This window comes from Priestia sp. D3YE.R1 (genome assembly GCF_049199565.1).
Lineage (GTDB): Bacteria > Bacillota > Bacilli > Bacillales > Bacillaceae_H > Priestia > Priestia aryabhattai.
Genome location: NZ_JBLTHW010000002.1, coordinates 384,357 through 400,296 on the forward strand (window position 1 = coordinate 384,357; position 15,940 = coordinate 400,296).

General features: G+C 38.4%; 16 protein-coding genes. 13 read left to right on the top strand and 3 right to left on the bottom strand.

Translation table 11 applies throughout. The features are described from left to right. Positions 1 to 16 precede the first annotated feature (16 nt). From ACOZIR_RS14255 to rpiA, 10 genes are all read left to right on the top strand, one after another. A complete protein-coding gene (locus tag ACOZIR_RS14255; RefSeq protein WP_045293192.1) occupies positions 17 to 352 on the top strand; it encodes a PTS lactose/cellobiose transporter subunit IIA in 336 nt (111 codons plus the stop codon). Continuing rightward, the gene (locus tag ACOZIR_RS14260) at positions 349 to 1,437 is read left to right on the top strand and encodes a MupG family TIM beta-alpha barrel fold protein (protein ID WP_340141547.1); all 1,089 of its coding nucleotides are present in this window, start codon (positions 349 to 351) and stop codon (positions 1,435 to 1,437) included. Before ACOZIR_RS14255 ends, ACOZIR_RS14260 begins: the two co-directional genes overlap by 4 nt. Further along, the gene (locus ACOZIR_RS14265) at positions 1,427 to 2,335 is read left to right on the top strand and encodes a BadF/BadG/BcrA/BcrD ATPase family protein (RefSeq protein ID WP_237758480.1); all 909 of its coding nucleotides are present in this window, start codon (positions 1,427 to 1,429) and stop codon (positions 2,333 to 2,335) included. Before ACOZIR_RS14260 ends, ACOZIR_RS14265 begins: the two co-directional genes overlap by 11 nt. 35 nt (positions 2,336 to 2,370) lie before the next feature. Beyond that, on the top strand, positions 2,371 to 3,285 hold the full coding sequence (murQ, locus tag ACOZIR_RS14270) for an N-acetylmuramic acid 6-phosphate etherase (RefSeq protein WP_421535638.1): 915 nt from the start codon (positions 2,371 to 2,373) through the stop codon (positions 3,283 to 3,285). A gap of 168 nt (positions 3,286 to 3,453) precedes the next feature. Next, the gene (locus ACOZIR_RS14275; protein ID WP_045293185.1) at positions 3,454 to 5,472 is read left to right on the top strand and encodes a BglG family transcription antiterminator; all 2,019 of its coding nucleotides are present in this window, start codon (positions 3,454 to 3,456) and stop codon (positions 5,470 to 5,472) included. A 15-nt stretch (positions 5,473 to 5,487) separates the two neighbouring features. Further along, positions 5,488 to 5,763, top strand: coding sequence for a PTS sugar transporter subunit IIB (locus ACOZIR_RS14280; RefSeq protein WP_013055730.1), 276 nt, complete (start codon positions 5,488 to 5,490; stop codon positions 5,761 to 5,763). Positions 5,764 to 5,766: 3 nt separating this feature from the next. Continuing rightward, positions 5,767 to 7,029: a PTS ascorbate transporter subunit IIC gene (locus tag ACOZIR_RS14285; protein WP_045293183.1), complete on the top strand. Its 1,263-nt coding sequence runs from the start codon at positions 5,767 to 5,769 to the stop codon at positions 7,027 to 7,029. 67 nt (positions 7,030 to 7,096) lie between these two features. Beyond that, the gene (locus ACOZIR_RS14290) at positions 7,097 to 7,855 is read left to right on the top strand and encodes a carbon-nitrogen hydrolase family protein (protein WP_045293181.1); all 759 of its coding nucleotides are present in this window, start codon (positions 7,097 to 7,099) and stop codon (positions 7,853 to 7,855) included. Between the two features lie 131 nt (positions 7,856 to 7,986). Continuing rightward, a complete protein-coding gene (locus ACOZIR_RS14295; RefSeq protein ID WP_045293178.1) occupies positions 7,987 to 8,577 on the top strand; it encodes a hypothetical protein in 591 nt (196 codons plus the stop codon). Positions 8,578 to 8,659: 82 nt separating this feature from the next. Further along, positions 8,660 to 9,328 carry a ribose-5-phosphate isomerase RpiA gene (gene rpiA / locus ACOZIR_RS14300; protein WP_045293176.1) on the top strand — a complete coding sequence of 223 codons (669 nt, stop codon included), beginning with the start codon at positions 8,660 to 8,662 and terminating at the stop codon, positions 9,326 to 9,328. A gap of 32 nt (positions 9,329 to 9,360) precedes the next feature. On the opposite strand, the gene ACOZIR_RS14305 is transcribed toward rpiA, so the two are convergent. Then, the gene (locus ACOZIR_RS14305) at positions 9,361 to 9,954 is read right to left on the bottom strand and encodes a YdbC family protein (protein ID WP_421535639.1); all 594 of its coding nucleotides are present in this window, start codon (positions 9,952 to 9,954) and stop codon (positions 9,361 to 9,363) included. A gap of 136 nt (positions 9,955 to 10,090) precedes the next feature. On the opposite strand from ACOZIR_RS14305, the gene ACOZIR_RS14310 reads away from it, so the two are divergent. Continuing rightward, positions 10,091 to 12,022 carry a hypothetical protein gene (locus ACOZIR_RS14310; RefSeq protein WP_415383678.1) on the top strand — a complete coding sequence of 644 codons (1,932 nt, stop codon included), beginning with the start codon at positions 10,091 to 10,093 and terminating at the stop codon, positions 12,020 to 12,022. A gap of 57 nt (positions 12,023 to 12,079) precedes the next feature. On the opposite strand, the gene ACOZIR_RS14315 is transcribed toward ACOZIR_RS14310, so the two are convergent. Together ACOZIR_RS14315 and ACOZIR_RS14320 are read right to left on the bottom strand one after the other, a co-directional pair. Next, positions 12,080 to 13,168 carry a L,D-transpeptidase family protein gene (locus tag ACOZIR_RS14315; RefSeq protein ID WP_421535640.1) on the bottom strand — a complete coding sequence of 363 codons (1,089 nt, stop codon included), beginning with the start codon at positions 13,166 to 13,168 and terminating at the stop codon, positions 12,080 to 12,082. 565 nt (positions 13,169 to 13,733) lie between these two features. Further along, the gene (locus tag ACOZIR_RS14320; RefSeq protein ID WP_155010400.1) at positions 13,734 to 14,408 is read right to left on the bottom strand and encodes a class I SAM-dependent methyltransferase; all 675 of its coding nucleotides are present in this window, start codon (positions 14,406 to 14,408) and stop codon (positions 13,734 to 13,736) included. 131 nt (positions 14,409 to 14,539) lie between these two features. Between ACOZIR_RS14320 and ACOZIR_RS14325 the strand changes: the two genes are divergently transcribed. Together ACOZIR_RS14325 and ACOZIR_RS14330 are read left to right on the top strand one after the other, a co-directional pair. After that, complete coding sequence (locus ACOZIR_RS14325) at positions 14,540 to 15,409, top strand: LysR family transcriptional regulator (protein ID WP_045293167.1); 870 nt, start codon at positions 14,540 to 14,542, stop codon at positions 15,407 to 15,409. 32 nt (positions 15,410 to 15,441) lie between these two features. Further along, positions 15,442 to 15,795, top strand: a complete 354-nt coding sequence (locus ACOZIR_RS14330; protein WP_415383679.1) for a DUF4181 domain-containing protein — start codon at positions 15,442 to 15,444, stop codon at positions 15,793 to 15,795. Positions 15,796 to 15,940 lie beyond the last annotated feature (145 nt).

A 15,940-nucleotide genomic window follows, 5' to 3' on the forward strand; every position in this document is an offset into this window, starting at 1 on the left:
AAAGGGGATGGAAGAAATGACAGAAGCAGCAAATATGGAAAATGAAATTTTTGAACTTATTGCATACGGAGGAAATGCTAGATCACTGGCATACGAAGCGTTAGAAGCAGCTGAAGATTATGATTTTAATAAAGCTGACGAACTTTTAAAGCAGTCTCAAGAAGAGCTCAGTCATGCTCATAAAACGCAAACGACGCTTATTCAACGTGAATTGACCGGAAAAACAATTGAAAAGTCGCTGCTTTTAATTCACGCACAAGATCATTTAATGACGGCTATTTCAGAGCAAAAATTAATTGAACATATGATTAAGCTTATTAAAAAATTTAAAAAAGAAGGCGAAAATCAATGAAAAAGCTAGGTATTGCGATTTACCCGGAACATTCGACTGTGGAAAAAGATAAAGCGTATATAGCACTTGCGCATCAATACGGATTTACCCGCATTTTTACGTGCTTGCTTTCTGTTGAAGGCGATCAGAAAAAAGTAATGGCAAATTTTAAAGAAATCATTGAGTTTGCCAATGAGCTAGAGATGGAAGTAGTAGTGGATATCGCTCCTCGCGTATTTGGAGCGCTTGGCATTTCTTATGATGACTTATCTTTTTTTCACGAACTAGGAGCTTATGCTATTCGTCTTGATTTAGGTTATACGGGAAATGAAGAGTCTATTATGACCTTTAATCCATACGGCTTAAAAATTGAAATTAATATGAGCAATGCAACAAAGTATGTCGATAATATTTTAAGTTACCGGCCAAATCGAAAACAGCTATTGGGATCGCATAATTTCTATCCTCATCGGTACGCAGGATTGTCGTATGATCACTTTATGAAGTGTTCAGCATTGTTTAAAGAACATAATCTAGAAACCGCTGCTTTTATTAATTCACCAAGCGCTACTTTTGGACCGTGGCCTGTTACTGAAGGGCTTTGTACGCTTGAGATGCACCGCACGCTTCCGATTGATGTGCAGGCTAAGCATCTTTTTAAAACGGAGTTAATTGATTGTGCAATTATCGCCAATGCGTATGCATCGGAAGAAGAAATGAAGTCGCTGCGCGATGTTGTCCAGCAAGAGCGCTTTACCTTTAATGTGACTCTGTATGATACGATTACTGAGCTTGAAAAGAAAATTGTGCTGGAAGAGTTTCATTTTTACCGAGGAGACGTATCCGATTATTTAATTCGCTCTACGCAAAGCCGAGTAAAATATAAAAAAGAAGAATTCAAGCCTACGCATACTCCTTCCATTCGAAGAGGCGATATTTTAATAGAAAATGAGCTCTACGGACAGTACAAAGGGGAGCTGCAAATTGCGCTGTTAGACATGGAAAACTCAGGGAAAACTAACGTAGTAGGGCGCATTGCAGAAGAGGAAATTTTCTTATTAAATGAACTGCAGCCATGGGATAAATTTGCTTTTTATGAGCGGTGATGAAATGGACTATATTATCGGTATCGACGGTGGCGGAACAAAAACAGAAGCCGTTGCGTACAGCTTAGACGGTCAAGAGCTTGCTGTTTCAAAAAGCGGTTACGGCAATTTGCTTATTCATTACGATACGGCTATTACTCATATTGATGAATGTATTACGGCGTGCAAAACGACGCTTGCTGGTCATACATGTAAAGGGATTTCACTAGGACTTGCTGGAAGTAAAGCATTATCTAAAGAAGAAATAAAAAAGTATTTTTATAATCGTTATCAGGTAGAAGTAGGGGTATATGATGACGCCATGATTGCACATGAAGCACTTTTAAGTGGAAAAGACGGCATTTTAACCATTGCAGGAACTGGAGCTGTCGGCATTGGAAAAAAAGACGGAGTGTACGAATACGGCGGAGGGTGGGGACATCTTCTTGGAGATGAAGGAAGCGGATATTGGATTGGTCTTCAAGCACTTATATTGCTGACGAAAGAGCATGATCAAAACCGTCCTTACAGCAGCCTTAGTCAGACAATCTTGCAACATGTAAAAGCAGATACCATACACGATATAAAAAAGTTTGTCTATTCATCTCCTAAATCAGAAGTTGCTTCACTCACTCTGCTTGTTGTAAATCAAGCGAGAAATCATAAACAAGAAGCAAGTGACATTCTTCAGCAAGCTGGAAAGAACCTTGCAAACATGACGCTGCGTTTGTATAAGAAACAGCAGTTTGAAGGGAGCTGCTTGCTGGCATGCAAAGGCAGCATTTTAACAGAAGTTCCAGAAGTATTTAATGTTTATAAGGAAGCATGTGAAAAAGAAATAAAGCATATCCAGTGGGCAATGCAGCAAGTATCATCTGCTAAAGGGGCTTATCGTTTGTTCATGAAGAAGTATAAATAGAGAAAAAATGATGGTGGAAAAGGCAGGGGATCACAGTGAACTTGAATCATATCTTAACAGAAAAACGCAATCCGCAAACCTTAAACATTGATGAATTATCAAGCCTGGAAATTGTGAAAAAAATTAATGAAGAAGATCATCAAGTGCCTCATGCAATCAATCAGGTGCTTCCTGTTATTGCCTTGTTAGTAGATGAAATTGTCAGCGCTTTTAAACAAGGCGGCCGTCTTATCTATATCGGAGCAGGTACAAGCGGACGCCTGGGCGTGTTAGATGCATCGGAATGTGTACCAACATTCGGTACACCTGCCGAACAAGTAATTGGTATTATAGCCGGAGGAGACAAAGCGCTTCGGCATGCGTTAGAAGGAGCAGAAGATAATAAGAAACAAGCGATAGAAGATTTGAAAGCGATTAATTTATCAAATAAAGATATTCTTGTAGGTATAGCTGCAAGTGGAAGAACTCCTTATACACTCTCAGCGCTTGCGTATGCAAACAGCCTGGGGACAGTAACCGGCTGCGTTGTAAATTCTCCTCAATCAGCTATGGAACAAGAAGCACAATATGCAATAGTAGCAGAATCAGGGCCGGAAGTTGTAACAGGTTCTACAAGAATGAAAGCCGGAACTGCTCAAAAGCTTGTTCTTAATATGCTGACGACTGCTTCTATGATTCAAATTGGTAAAGTCTACAGCAATCTAATGGTAGACGTACAGCCGACCAATGATAAACTCGTACAGCGTGCTAAAAATATTATTGCAGAACTAACAGGTGTCTCATCAGAAGAGGCAGCGGAAAGTTTACAAACCTACAAAACGCCAAAAGCTGCTATCCTTGCGCTTCTTACTTCTATAGAAGGTGATGAAGTGCACCGGCTGCTTGTTAAACATGACGGCCATTTAAAAAAAGCGATTGAAGAAGCTAAGGTACAGCAGACTAAAGATTAACCCCTAAAAGAAGTGCATACAGCACTTCTTTTTTTGTTGAGTACATTTTTTGCACAATGTATGTGGGTGAATTCGGTCTAATCATTTTGCGAGACCCGTAGTATAGTAAAAGCATAAAGCGTAGTAAGTATTTCAATTTGTGCACGAATTGGACTGAAGGTGATTCATGTGTTAGACAAACGCAGTACGGCCGTATTGCAAGTTTTGCTTCAAGCTGCAACATTTATACCAGTACAAGAGTTAATGAAACAGTTTCAAGTGTCAAGACGTACCATCTATTACGATATTGAGAAAATTAACGATTGGCTGTGTCAGCAAGAATTAGAGTTTGTTCAGTACACATATGGAAAAGGTTTTTTTCTAAACGATCAAGCAAAGGATCAAGTTGCTAAACAATTTTCTCATGTTATGCCATCTGCTTATTTATCAGTTGAGGACCGGCAAATATACGTTGCTTTGATGTGTATACTTCGAGGCGGAAAAATCGGAACTCAGCAGCTAATGGAAGAAACAGAAGTTAGCCGTAATACTGTGCTGCAAGACATTAAAGACTTAAAAAACAAGTGGGCGAAGAAAGGCATATCTTTGACGTACAGCTATAAAGATGGGTACGAAGTAAAGGGATCTGAAAGCGACATTCGAAATTTGCTTTATATACACATCACGGAATTAATAAGTCAACACCAAGAAAAATTGCTGAAAAGGGTCATGAAAGCAGATTACGAATATTCAATGATTTATAACTGGCTTGTGGAGTGTGAAGATAAACTGGGGATGGCGTTTACAGACAAGATGCTGACGCAATTAGCGTATATGCTTACATGCTGTATTCAGCGCATTCAAAGCAAGCGCTACGTAGACTCCTTGATTACTAGAAAAGACGAATTAGAAAAAACCAGGCAATATAAAGCGCTGCAAGGAATTGAAAGCGTTTTAGGATTTGGGCTTCCATCACAAGAAAAGCACTATCTTGCCACTGTCTTACTAAGTGCAAAAGTAAATGTAGTAAATCAAGCAGATAGTGAGGATTGGATGAGAAGCATTGTAAAAGAAATGGTATCGCGGTTTCAAGCCTATGCTTGTGTAGTATTTGAAGATCGAAACCGGCTTGAACAAAATTTATATATTCATTTGAAGACGGCTTATTACAGGCTTCTCTATAATATTCATCTTCCTAATCCTATGCTTTCAGCTATTCAAACAAAATATCAGGATATAGTGGAACTGACAAAAAAAGCGTTGTTTTCTTTGGAAAAAAGCCTTCAAACACGTATTAACGAAGACGAAATTTCTTATTTTGCTCTTCATTTTGGAGGATGGATGAAAAAAAGAGCGGGAAGGCAAAAACAAAAGCGTATTGTTATTGTTTGTGCCAATGGAATTGGAACGTCTCGCATGCTTCAGTATCAGCTTGAACAACTGCTAACAGACGCTGAATTGATAGGGCCGATGACGGTAAGGGACTATGAACAATTTAAGGAAAGCTATGATTTAGTTATTACAACTGCGCCGTTAAAAAAGCGAATGAATGTGATGCTTGTGAATCCTATTTTAACAGATGATGAAAAGCGGAGATTAATCGATTTGGTTGAACCAGCTTCCTCTCAGCTAACGACTCAAGCCATCATGGGTATTATCAAGCAGCATGCAAATATACAAGATGAAAAAGCTCTGTTAGCTAATTTAAAACTCGTTATACAGCAATCTAAAAAAATGGTAAGAGAGGATAGAAAGCCAATGTTGCATGAAGTATTGCAGGAGCCATTCTTGCAGCTTACAAATTCAGCAGATGACTGGAAAGCAGCTGTTAGGCTGGCTGCCAAGCCTTTGCTGAACTACGAATATATTGAACCTTCTTATGTAGAGGCAATGATTAAAAGTGTAGAACAGTTAGGCCCTTATATTGTTATTGCGCCAAAAGTTGCGCTTCCTCACGCAAGGCCAGAAGAAGGCGTGAATCGTGTGGGGATGAGCATGCTTCGCTTAAAGGAGCCCGTCTATTTTTCTACTGAAAAGCAGCACGGAGCGCAGCTGATTATTGTACTTGCTGCTACTGATAATGAAACCCACTTAAAAGCACTGTCTCAGCTTTCGATGATGCTATCTGAAAACGATAATATTGACAAGCTTATTGCAATGAAAACAAAACAAGAAATGCTTGCGTTAATTGAAGCTTACTCAAATTAAAAGGAGAGATGAAAAATGAAAAAGATTTTAGTTGTATGCGGAAACGGTTTAGGAAGCAGTTTTATTGTGGAAATGAATGTAAAGAAAATTTTAGTAGAACTTGGTGTTGAAGCACAGGTATCTCATACGGATTTAACAACTAGTAAAACGGAGCAGGCAGATATCTATTTAGGATCTGCAGATATTGTGAATCAATTGGATGATGGTACTCGAACGGTCGTGGCGCTGCAAAACATTTTAAATCAAGCGGAAATTAAAGGAGCACTGCAAAAATACTTCGTGGAGGCGTAAGCCATGTTTGATTTAATTATGAAAGATATATTAGGAACACCTGCTATTCTAGTAGGATTGTTTGCCCTAATCGGTTTGTTGCTTCAAAAGAAAAAAAGTGCAGATATTGTATCCGGCACTTTAAAAACGATTATGGGCTTTCTTATACTAGGAGCAGGAGCTAACATATTAATTGCTTCACTTGAAGCGTTTGGAAAAATGTTTAATAAAGCGTTCTCCGTTGAGGGCATCATTCCTAATAATGAAGCAATTGTAGCTGTAGCTCAACAAACGTTTGGTACAGAAACAGCGATGATTATGCTCTTAGGTATGATTGTAAATATCATTATCGCGCGTATCACGAAATTTAAGTATATCTTTTTAACGGGGCATCATACCATGTTTATGGCTTGTTTGATTGCAGCTATCTTATCTACAGGCGGGTTAACAGGAGCACCTCTGATTTTTATCGGTGCGCTATTATTAGGTATCTTAATGGTTTTATTCCCTGCACTTCTTCAGCCTTATGTGCGTGAAATTACAGGATCAAATGATATTGCCGTTGGTCATTTTGGTTCCCTAGGCTACTTGGTAGCAGGGTTTGTCGGCAAGCGAGTAGGGAATCGGGAAAAAACTACAGAAGAAATTAAAGTTCCTCAGTCCTTAGGATTTCTTCGAGATACGTCCGTTTCTGTCTCGCTCACTATGACCGTTTTATTTATTGTTGTTGCGCTTTTTGCTGGACCTGCATTTATTGAAACAAAATTAAGCGGGGGTCAAAACTTTATTGTGTACTCGCTCATTCAAGCTATCACGTTTGCAGCAGGTGTATATGTCGTGCTGGCGGGTGTTCGTATGCTTTTAGCAGAGATTGTACCCGCATTTAAAGGAATTGCAGACAAAGCGGTACCAAATGCCATTCCAGCTTTAGATTGTCCAACAGTGTTTCCTTTTGCTCCTAATGCAGTGGTGATCGGATTCTTCTCAAGCTTTATCGCAGGCCTTATTTCAATGTTCTTTTTGCCTTTATTTGGGCTAAGTATTATCGTGCCAGGCCTCGTTCCACACTTTTTTACCGGAGCCGCCGCGGGAGTGTTTGGAAATGCAACGGGTGGAAGAAGAGGAGCAGTGGTCGGGTCATTTGCCAATGGAATCTTAATTAGTTTTTTACCGGCTATTTTACTGCCTGTTCTCGCGTCGTTAGGTTTTAAAGGCACAACATTTGGAGATTCGGACTTTAGTGCAGTAGGTATTCTTCTCAGCATGCTAATTAAATTATTTACCTAAAGATAAAAAACTCATGTTACGCTAGTAGCATGAGTTTTTTATGATGTTGGAAGTGGAGGAGCAATGAATGAAAATTGGGTTAGCGCAAGTGAGATTTCCAAAGTCAGCCGCAGAGAGTGTAGAAACGGTAGAAAATTGTATGAAACAAGCAGCAGAAGAAGGATGTAACCTTGTATGTTTTCCAGAATCAATTGTGCCAGGACTTAGAGGAGTGGGTTTTGAAGTTGAGACATACAATCACGAAATTCAACAAAATGCGCTTTATAAAGTTAAGTTGCTTGCCAAACAGTTAAAGCTCAACGTAATTTTACCACTGGAATGGCATGACGAACTTGGTATGCATTTAACTGCTTTTGTAATTGATGAAAATGGAAAAGAATTAGGGTATCAAACTAAAAATCAAATTGATCCAGCAGAAGATCAATTTGGTTATAAGCCTGGAAATGGCCGCCAGTTGTTTGAAATAAACGGCGTGAAATTCGGTATTGTTATTTGCCACGAGGGATGGCGCTATCCTGAAACTGTTCGATGGGCTGCTGTAAGAGGAGCAAGCATTGTGTTTCATCCACAGTTTACTGGTGAAGTACCAGATCCGAAGTTTTATGATTATGCAATGATTGCAAGAAGTACGGAGAATGGTATTTACTTTGCAAGTGTGAATTATGCCTTAGAGAACCAAAAAAGCACGACTTCTCTTCTTTCTCCAAAGGGTGAATGTTTGATAAAAGCGGAAGCTGAAAAGCAGGAATTAATAACGTATACGATAGAGCCGGGCAAAGCAAACCGGCTGTTAGCCCAGCGCTTGTTATCCAATTTACTATTGTAAAAAAGTTTATTTTTCTAGTTAAATTAGCATGTGCGCTCTGATAATCCTTTGGTTATTTCTCCTTATGACGATGTAAACATCAATATGGTATTATCGAAAGTTAAAGGGGTATTAAAAGGTGTGTGGAAACAATGGATCGAAAAAAAGCCGCATCAGTAGCTGGAGCATTGGTCATTGCCGTAGGAATTTGGCTGTTTCAAAGCGGGAAATTTAAAAGTGAAGCGCAGGCAGATAAGTTTACGAGTACGTTTTTGGTCGATCATGAACAAACAGACAATGGATTTGAACTATTTACTTCGGATACCAATCAATATAGGATGTGGTTTCCGCTTCAGTATGTTATTCATAAATCTTCTTATAAAAGCAGTGAAGATGAACGTGAAGTATGGACAGCATCAACGAAGGAAAATGATTCATACAATGCTGGGAAAATAACGGCTTTATTTTCTAAGAAAAAAAGCAAAGAAGCTCAAAAAAAAATGGATGCGTTTCAGCCTGATTACATGTTAAAAGGTAAAAATGCAACGATTTATGTGAAAAAACAAACAAGAGATGGAAAGTATAGCATTTATCATGCTTATGTGAATGATGATTATTCAAGCAGGTATATTTACTATACGTTTGAACTAAAAAGCAATGAACAGACAAACAGTACAAAACAGCAGTATTGGGTAGAAAAAATTCTTCTAAATACACGGTTTCAAAAAAACTCAGCTGAATAGTCAGCTGAGTTTTTTCGTAAGGGTTCATAATGCTTTTGCTTTTTTATGTAAACGGGTACAATATGAGTAAGGAGGCCTTCGTATGATTGAAAAACAAGCAGTTGGTGAAAAAGCAGCACAATTTGTTGAAGATGGAATGATTGTAGGGCTAGGGACAGGTTCAACAGCTTATTATACAATTGTAAAACTAGGTGAACGAGTAAAAAATGGATTAAACATCAAAGCGGTTCCTACTTCTCAAAAAACAGAAGAACTGGCAAGGAAACTAGGAATTCCTATTGTTACCTTAGCGGATGTTGAATATATTGATATAGCAATTGACGGAGCGGATGAAGTGGATAGCGAGCTTTCTTTAATTAAAGGAGGAGGGGGAGCGCTGCTTCGAGAAAAAATGATTGCGTACGCAGCGAAGCGTTTTATCGTGATTGCGGATTCTAAGAAAATAGTGAAGACGCTAGGAGCTTTTCCTCTTCCTGTTGAAGTGATACGTTTTGGCTGGGAAATGACCGCGAAGCATATTCGCAGCGCAGGCTGTGTACCGCAGCTTAGGCTTTTAGATGATCATACGCCGTTTATCACCGATAACGGAAATTACATTCTAGACTGCCATTTTTCAGAAATTGAAAATCCCGCTGTGCTGGAAAAACAGCTTACAATGATTCCAGGCGTAGTGGAAAGCGGTTTGTTTGTAGGAATGACGGAGGAAGTCATTACCGTACGAAATCAAGATGTTCATATCATAAAAAAATAGAAGCTTTGGCGTCTGGCCTAGGCTTCTATTTTTTAATTGGAAAGAAAGTTCCAATTTTTCTCTAATTGATATATGTATTGAGACGCATTCAGTACATTTGGATGAACGAAAGTATCAATCGTTTTTTGCGGACAAGCAGAGCCATATAATGAAAAGATGACAAGCTTGCTATGCTCGATTGGTGATACAACGTGAGATAAACAGCGATAAGAAAGATTTATCAAGCTTTTTACCATCTCATGGATATCTTCTTTGTCGTAAAAATCGACTTCAATTTCCGTCTTTACTAAATAACGGCTTTCAATGGCGCTGCTTCTATAATAATTGTAGCGTGCTCCGATGAAGTAGGACGGATCTGATGTTGAAACGTCCAAATTCGTATATGTTTGATCCTGCTTGCTTTTATAAAAAATAGAATCATGAGTATGCTTCATGAATTCTTGATAAGTTGTTCCATCTTCCCACAGAGCTAGAATACAAGCATCTGTTTCATCTTCCACGTTCCAACCCCCTAATTGGCCAATGAAACCATTCACGTGTGCAAGAGCAGCCCAATGCTGTTGCGTATATGAAAAAGATGCTTTTTTATCAGTCGGTATGCTGCATTTCACAATTTTTGTCAACATTCTCCCATCACCTCAATTAATTACTTCGATAAATGCAGGAAAAATCCTTCTAAAAAGAGGAAAATGATAGACATATCCCCCCTTTAAAAGCCATACATTTCAAATAGGACAATGTTAGGGAAAGAAGGGGAAATGAATGAAAGTTTTTCGTGCAAAAGCCTGTCAGTCTCCTATGCGAAAAGGCTGGTCAATTATGTTTCAGCATCCGTTTAAAAAAGATGAAAGAGGAAGATCGCACCCGTTTGTTAAACGGTTTATGTATACAGAGCAACACGATGAAATTGACATTCTGGTTGAAGAGATGAATGAACTGCTGAGAGTGCAGGATTTTTGGACAAGTACTGCAAAAGGCAGAGCAAAAGCAAGATATGATGAACGAGTAGTGAATGCTTTTTATAACGATATTGAAAAAAGAACGAGCGAACAAATTGACAGCGAGTATGAGTACATTCATGTAATCGGAGAACAAGGAAGCGGCAAAACAGCCTTAATCAGCCAGCTTCTCGGTATAAAAAAAGAATGTGGCTTTCTAGGAATAGGAAGTAAAGGCGCTTATTCTGCTACGTATAAGGTGAAGGATTCCCAACACTATGAAGCTGCTGTCTGTTTTTTTACGCGAAGTGAAGTGCAAAGAAAATTGGAGAATATCCTACTAAGAAGCGCTGAAGTGTATGCTGAAGGAGGCACGGATTATGACTTGGTCTTTGAGTTATTACACGGAGATTCCTCTTTTAATCTGCGCGCTCTTTTAGGGGATATCCCATACAAAGCCCGTTACTTTAATGATGATGTTCCTTTAAGAATGAGCGATGAAAATAGTTCATTCAAACAATTTGTAGATGCAATTAAACGAGAAAGTGAAATAGTAAAAGACGCTGTTGATCAAGAAGGAAGAGATTTTGCAGAGGTATGGCACAAGCGGCTTGAATGTAGAAAAATCATCGAGCAAATGCTTCTAGTAATTGAATCACGGCTGAAAGAATATAAGGAAGGAACGTGGGAAGTAGGAGAAGACGACTGGCCAATATCCTGTCGTCTCACAGCAAAAGAGCTGTCTTCCTTTGGTCCCCTAACAAATGAAGAAGAAGAAAATAACGGACGTCTTATTTATCCATTGTTTCGTAGAATTGAAGTTTGCGGCCCTTTTTCTTTTAAAAAAGGGGTAGCAATTTGCGAGCATCCGTGTTTTGAATATACGAGCACTATCCACGATTCTTTTAAACAAGCAGCTTCTATTTTATACGTACATCATGGGCTTAAAGAATTAGATATTCAATTTCTTCAGCAGCTCATTGTACATGGTCACGGCGCTAAAGTAAACGTTTGTGTTACACACGGAGATTTGCTGACCTCTCCAAGCTGCCGTACGGATTATGCTAAAAAACATGCCATGGCTAAAATGATAGATTATGCGCTTAAAAGCGTTTCACCTCTTATGAAAAAGCAGCTTCACTACTATTTAACAGTAGGCAAAACGTCTATTTGGGAACGTGTACACGAGGAAGCTAAAGAGAGTCACGTCCTATATAAAGACTTAAGTTCAGCTTTAGTATCAGGAGTGAGAAAAAAACAGCATGAGCTGCATCCTATTTATTTAAATTTGACCGTTTCCCAGGCTTTTTACGAAGCGATGGAGTCGCTGAACATTCCTTATATGGATAGAGAAGCGTGTTTGAAGATTGCTTTAGGAGAGCATGAAGGACCGGTACCAGCTATTGCCTCAGCCGTTATTTCATCTGTGTATGAGCATTTTTTAAGCCAGCCGTCTGGATGGTCAAGTACCTATCATTCTGTCACGGAACGACAGCAGGTTATTCAAGAATTGGCAGGTGAGTTTGCAAGCGTTGTGTATTCATATTTCAACGAACAGCTGCTTGAAAATGCCCGTAAGGACTGGCTCGCTCTTTATAAAGAAAAAGAAGACGATCAACCGTATAAATATAGCAGGGTAATAGAAAGTGTAATCCCTGCCAAAAACGATATCTATCAGCAGCAAATTCTTATGAGAACCGTTTATCAATTAATTAAGTATGTGATAGAAAAGAAAGACGGGGTAATGGTTCATTAAGAAGTTAATGTAAAAAGAAGTTTATAAATAAAAAACAGAGCCTGATTTCAGGCTCTATTAGCGTTTAGAAATAGCAGTTAAAGTATTAGGTCCGGCAACGCCGTCAACTGCTAGCTTATTGTCTTTTTGAAACTTACGCACAGCGGCTTCTGTATTGGCGCCGAAAATACCGTCCGTGCCTTTTGTATCATAGCCAAGCGCCGTTAATTTCTTTTGAAGAGCTTGAACATTGCTGCCTTTGCTTCCTTTTTTTAGCGTTTGTTTTGTGTTAATTGTTGTATCCGCTGGTGGATTTGTTGGCTTTGGATTTGTTGGCTTTGGATTTGTTGGATTTGTCGGATTTGTTGGATTTGTTGGTGTCGGGTTGGTTCCAGGGTTTCCTAAAGCTTTATACGTCGCTGGCCCAACAATACCGTCAGCCGTTAAGCCATGGTCTTTTTGGAACTTACGCACAGCTGAATCTGTATTGGCACCGAAAACACCGTCCGTACCTTTTGTGTTATAGCCAAGTGAAGTTAGCTTCTGTTGAAGTTCTTTAACTGCATTTCCTTTACTGCCTTTCTTTAAAACAGTTCCTGTAGAAGGAGCTGGAGTAGAACCTGAGTTTCCAGAAACGTTGTACCCGTTTGCTGCTGCAATGTCATTAAATGATTTAGAAGAAGTTGTAATCACAACCGGTGTACCGACGGTCACTTTACTAAATAACCATGCCACTTCTTCATCGTACATACGAACGCATCCGCTGCTTACATATTTGCCAATGGAAGCAGGATTATTATTTCCATGAATAGCATACGTCGTGCCGTATGTACCTCTCGCATTTAGACCCAGCCAGCGGTTGCCAAGAGGATTTCTAGGGTCTCCACCAGGAATGTTCCCTGAGTAATAAGGGCGATTGACAATTTTATTCACTACTTTAAAATGGCCCTCTGGTGTAAGAGACTGCGTGCGTCCTGTTGCTACTGAAAACGTTCGGACAAGTGAACCATTTTGGTAATAAGCGAGTTTATTTGTTGCTTTGTTAATGATAATTAAATGAGATGGTGTTGAAGCAGCTTCTGTTTTTGGAACTCCTACAAACAAGCAGGCTAGAGCTAAAATAGCCGCTATGAGTACGATTGTTGTTCTTGATATTCTATTTGCCATGTGCTGCGCCTCCTTAGGCTGCATTAATGAAAAACGTATGATGCGGCAGTGCTATAAATTCTTCACTAATAAAATAAAAGACGAATAGCTGAATTTTCTATACCTGTATGTATAAGCTTAATAAGGAAATCATTAAGTAGAAAGACTTTACTAGCGGGAATTTATAATAATAAGAATAACTAAGTTTTTCTTGATACTTTGTACAACTTTAAGAATATAAGTTTACTAATCTAGCGTATTCATATTTACATAAGCAGCACATCCTTTCCAGTTCTTCATTTTCGTGTAAAGAAATGAAAGCGTTATACAGATTATTTTGTAATCATATTGTAACATATTTGTATTTTTTATACCATAAAAAGACATAAAATAGTATAAAAATACTTTATATGGGTTTTATGTACAAAAAAATTCAAAAGTTCAGGAGAACGAAGCTATTATTAGATATACGAAATTGGAAAAGAAGTATGCGTAGTTTTGTGGAAATAGATAAATATTCTTATTCGAATATAGGGAGGAAAAAAGTAAAAAACTACTTGCAAAGAGACAAGTAGTTTTTAAACCGTTATTTTTGAGCATACATCACAACAAAATTAAAAAATTTATAGATGCAATCCACCGTGCTAAACCCGCTTGCTGTTAGCCAATTTAACTGATCATGTAAAGTTGCCATTTTATCTAACTTCGTACGTTCATGAGCAGCTTCAATTTGCTCATGAGTTAATCCGCTTGCGGCAATTCTTTCACTCCAGTCTTTTTTATATAACTCTTCAATAATAGAAGAATGGCCTAATACTTGATCGGCATTAATAAATATCCCTCCTGTATGCAGCAAATTATAAATTTGCCCATACAGCTTTTGCTTTTGTTCGTCTTCTAAATGATGAATAGCAAGTGAAGAAATCACAATGTCGAATGAGTGCTCAAATTCGTAGCTTGTTATATCTGATACAATAAATTCCATATGCTGTTCATTTTTAAAGCGTTCCTTTGCTTTTTCAAGCATTTGATCTGAGACGTCAATCAACGTGAAATGCGCATCTGGGTATTTTTCTTTAACAAAAGAAGAAAACAACCCTGTACCTGCTCCGATATCAAGTACGCGAAGCGGCTTGTTTGAAAAGTGAAGAAGAGAAACGGGAATGGAATAAAAATCAAAAAAACAAGGAATAAGTTTGCGGCGCTGCTCATCATACTGAGAAGCATGGGCGTTAAATTTTTCTTTCACGTTATTTTTCATTTTTACAGCTCCTTTATTTGGTAATATTGAGATACATATATCGTATAGAATTTTGGTAGAAAAGAAAATAAACAAAAATAAGCAGTATTGATTCCAGTTTGTTATGAATAGAAAGAGATGGAGAGAAGAAAATGGAGATCAAATGGTTAAAAACATTCATCATAGCGGCGTCTTATGAAAATTTCAGGCAAGCGTCTGAAGATTTATTTTTAACGCAGCCTGCTGTATCAAAGCATATTCAGCGACTGCAGCAAGAGCTAGGCGCTGAGCTTTTTGAAAAAAAAGGTAAATATATCGCGCTGACTGAGGCCGGACGCTTTTTTTTGCCTCATGCTCAAAAAATGGTGAGGGCATACGAAGAAGGAGTAGGGAATTTTAAGTTATGGAAGCAAGGATATAACCGAAAACTGACTATATCCGCTGCCCCTCAAATAGCAGCATCTGTTTTACCAAGCCTTATCAAACAATTTGTAGAGAGATATCCCCATATTGAAGTAACGGTTAATATCACAAATTCGTTTCAAGTGGGAAAAGACATCAGCGACAGAAGGTCAGATATTGGATTAACAAGGATGCTTCCAGGTCAGGCAGACGTTTTATATGAATTAATTCATAAAGAAAAAGCAGTCTTAGTTGCACCATTTTCTGCAGAGGCACGTACGGAACAGGAGCTGTTATCTTCCTACCGGCTGCTTACGAATAATCATCCTGTTTATTGGGAAGATTTACTCCTTCAAATCAAGGCTTGTTATCCTCATATTCAGCTGCTTCCTGTGACGCAAGTAGAAATTACAAAGCGCTTTATTGAAGAAGGTCTAGGCGTATCTTATTTGCCATTTTCTATGGTGAAAAAGGAAATTGACAATCAAACGTTAAGCGTGATTTCACAGCAAAAAATTATCCGGCCTTCTTCACATACGTATATCGTAACAAAAGGTGAAACGGAAGAAACAAAGCAGTTTAAGCACTTTGTAGCTGAGACCTTAACAGAAACGAGCTGAAATGATACCATAAAAAGGAAGGGAGAGTGGCGATGTATATATTAATAATACTTGTAGCAGCAGCGGTATTAGCAGACTTTATCGTAAGAAAAGTGCTTGATATCCCTCGCAGCAAATTTTGGGGCAAATATGAGTATGCAAGTCTAGCTTTAGACCGGTGGGATAAATATGTGACGATAGCTTTTGTTCTTTGTCTGTTACTCGATATGATCTTTATGTTTGTCGAGCCTTATATCGTATCGTTCCTATTTTTAGTCGTGAATATTTTATTGAAAAGTATAGATGAATGGACATATAAACAAGAAACGAAAGAGTACATAACAAGCTTTGTACAGCTGGGATTCTTCTTTACAGCTTTTGTTCTATTAGCCAGCGGAATTGTATAGGAAAAAGAGATAAGACATAACTACATTAATCCAATCAACAGCTAGAAGCAGCTAAACATATGAAACTTACGTTCACCATAACAATAAAAAAACCGAACAATCAATCGTTTCGATTGATTGTTCGGATTTCCCTTCAGCTATTTTG

Excerpts from the sequence above, each read along its gene's own strand:
- ACOZIR_RS14320 (WP_155010400.1), bottom strand. The coding sequence starts at position 14,408 with ATGAAAAATAACGTGAAAGAAAAATTTAACGCCCATGCTTCTCAGTAT.
- ACOZIR_RS14265 (WP_237758480.1), top strand. The coding sequence starts at position 1,427 with ATGAGCGGTGATGAAATGGACTATATTATCGGTATCGACGGTGGCGGA.
- ACOZIR_RS14330 (WP_415383679.1), top strand. The coding sequence starts at position 15,442 with ATGTATATATTAATAATACTTGTAGCAGCAGCGGTATTAGCAGACTTT.
- ACOZIR_RS14290 (WP_045293181.1), top strand. The coding sequence starts at position 7,097 with ATGAAAATTGGGTTAGCGCAAGTGAGATTTCCAAAGTCAGCCGCAGAG.
- ACOZIR_RS14315 (WP_421535640.1), bottom strand. The coding sequence starts at position 13,168 with ATGGCAAATAGAATATCAAGAACAACAATCGTACTCATAGCGGCTATT.
- ACOZIR_RS14305 (WP_421535639.1), bottom strand. The coding sequence starts at position 9,954 with ATGTTGACAAAAATTGTGAAATGCAGCATACCGACTGATAAAAAAGCA.
- ACOZIR_RS14310 (WP_415383678.1), top strand. The coding sequence starts at position 10,091 with ATGAAAGTTTTTCGTGCAAAAGCCTGTCAGTCTCCTATGCGAAAAGGC.
- ACOZIR_RS14255 (WP_045293192.1), top strand. The coding sequence starts at position 17 with ATGACAGAAGCAGCAAATATGGAAAATGAAATTTTTGAACTTATTGCA.
- ACOZIR_RS14280 (WP_013055730.1), top strand. The coding sequence starts at position 5,488 with ATGAAAAAGATTTTAGTTGTATGCGGAAACGGTTTAGGAAGCAGTTTT.
- rpiA (WP_045293176.1), top strand. The coding sequence starts at position 8,660 with ATGATTGAAAAACAAGCAGTTGGTGAAAAAGCAGCACAATTTGTTGAA.
- ACOZIR_RS14260 (WP_340141547.1), top strand. The coding sequence starts at position 349 with ATGAAAAAGCTAGGTATTGCGATTTACCCGGAACATTCGACTGTGGAA.
- ACOZIR_RS14285 (WP_045293183.1), top strand. The coding sequence starts at position 5,767 with ATGTTTGATTTAATTATGAAAGATATATTAGGAACACCTGCTATTCTA.
- ACOZIR_RS14325 (WP_045293167.1), top strand. The coding sequence starts at position 14,540 with ATGGAGATCAAATGGTTAAAAACATTCATCATAGCGGCGTCTTATGAA.
- ACOZIR_RS14295 (WP_045293178.1), top strand. The coding sequence starts at position 7,987 with ATGGATCGAAAAAAAGCCGCATCAGTAGCTGGAGCATTGGTCATTGCC.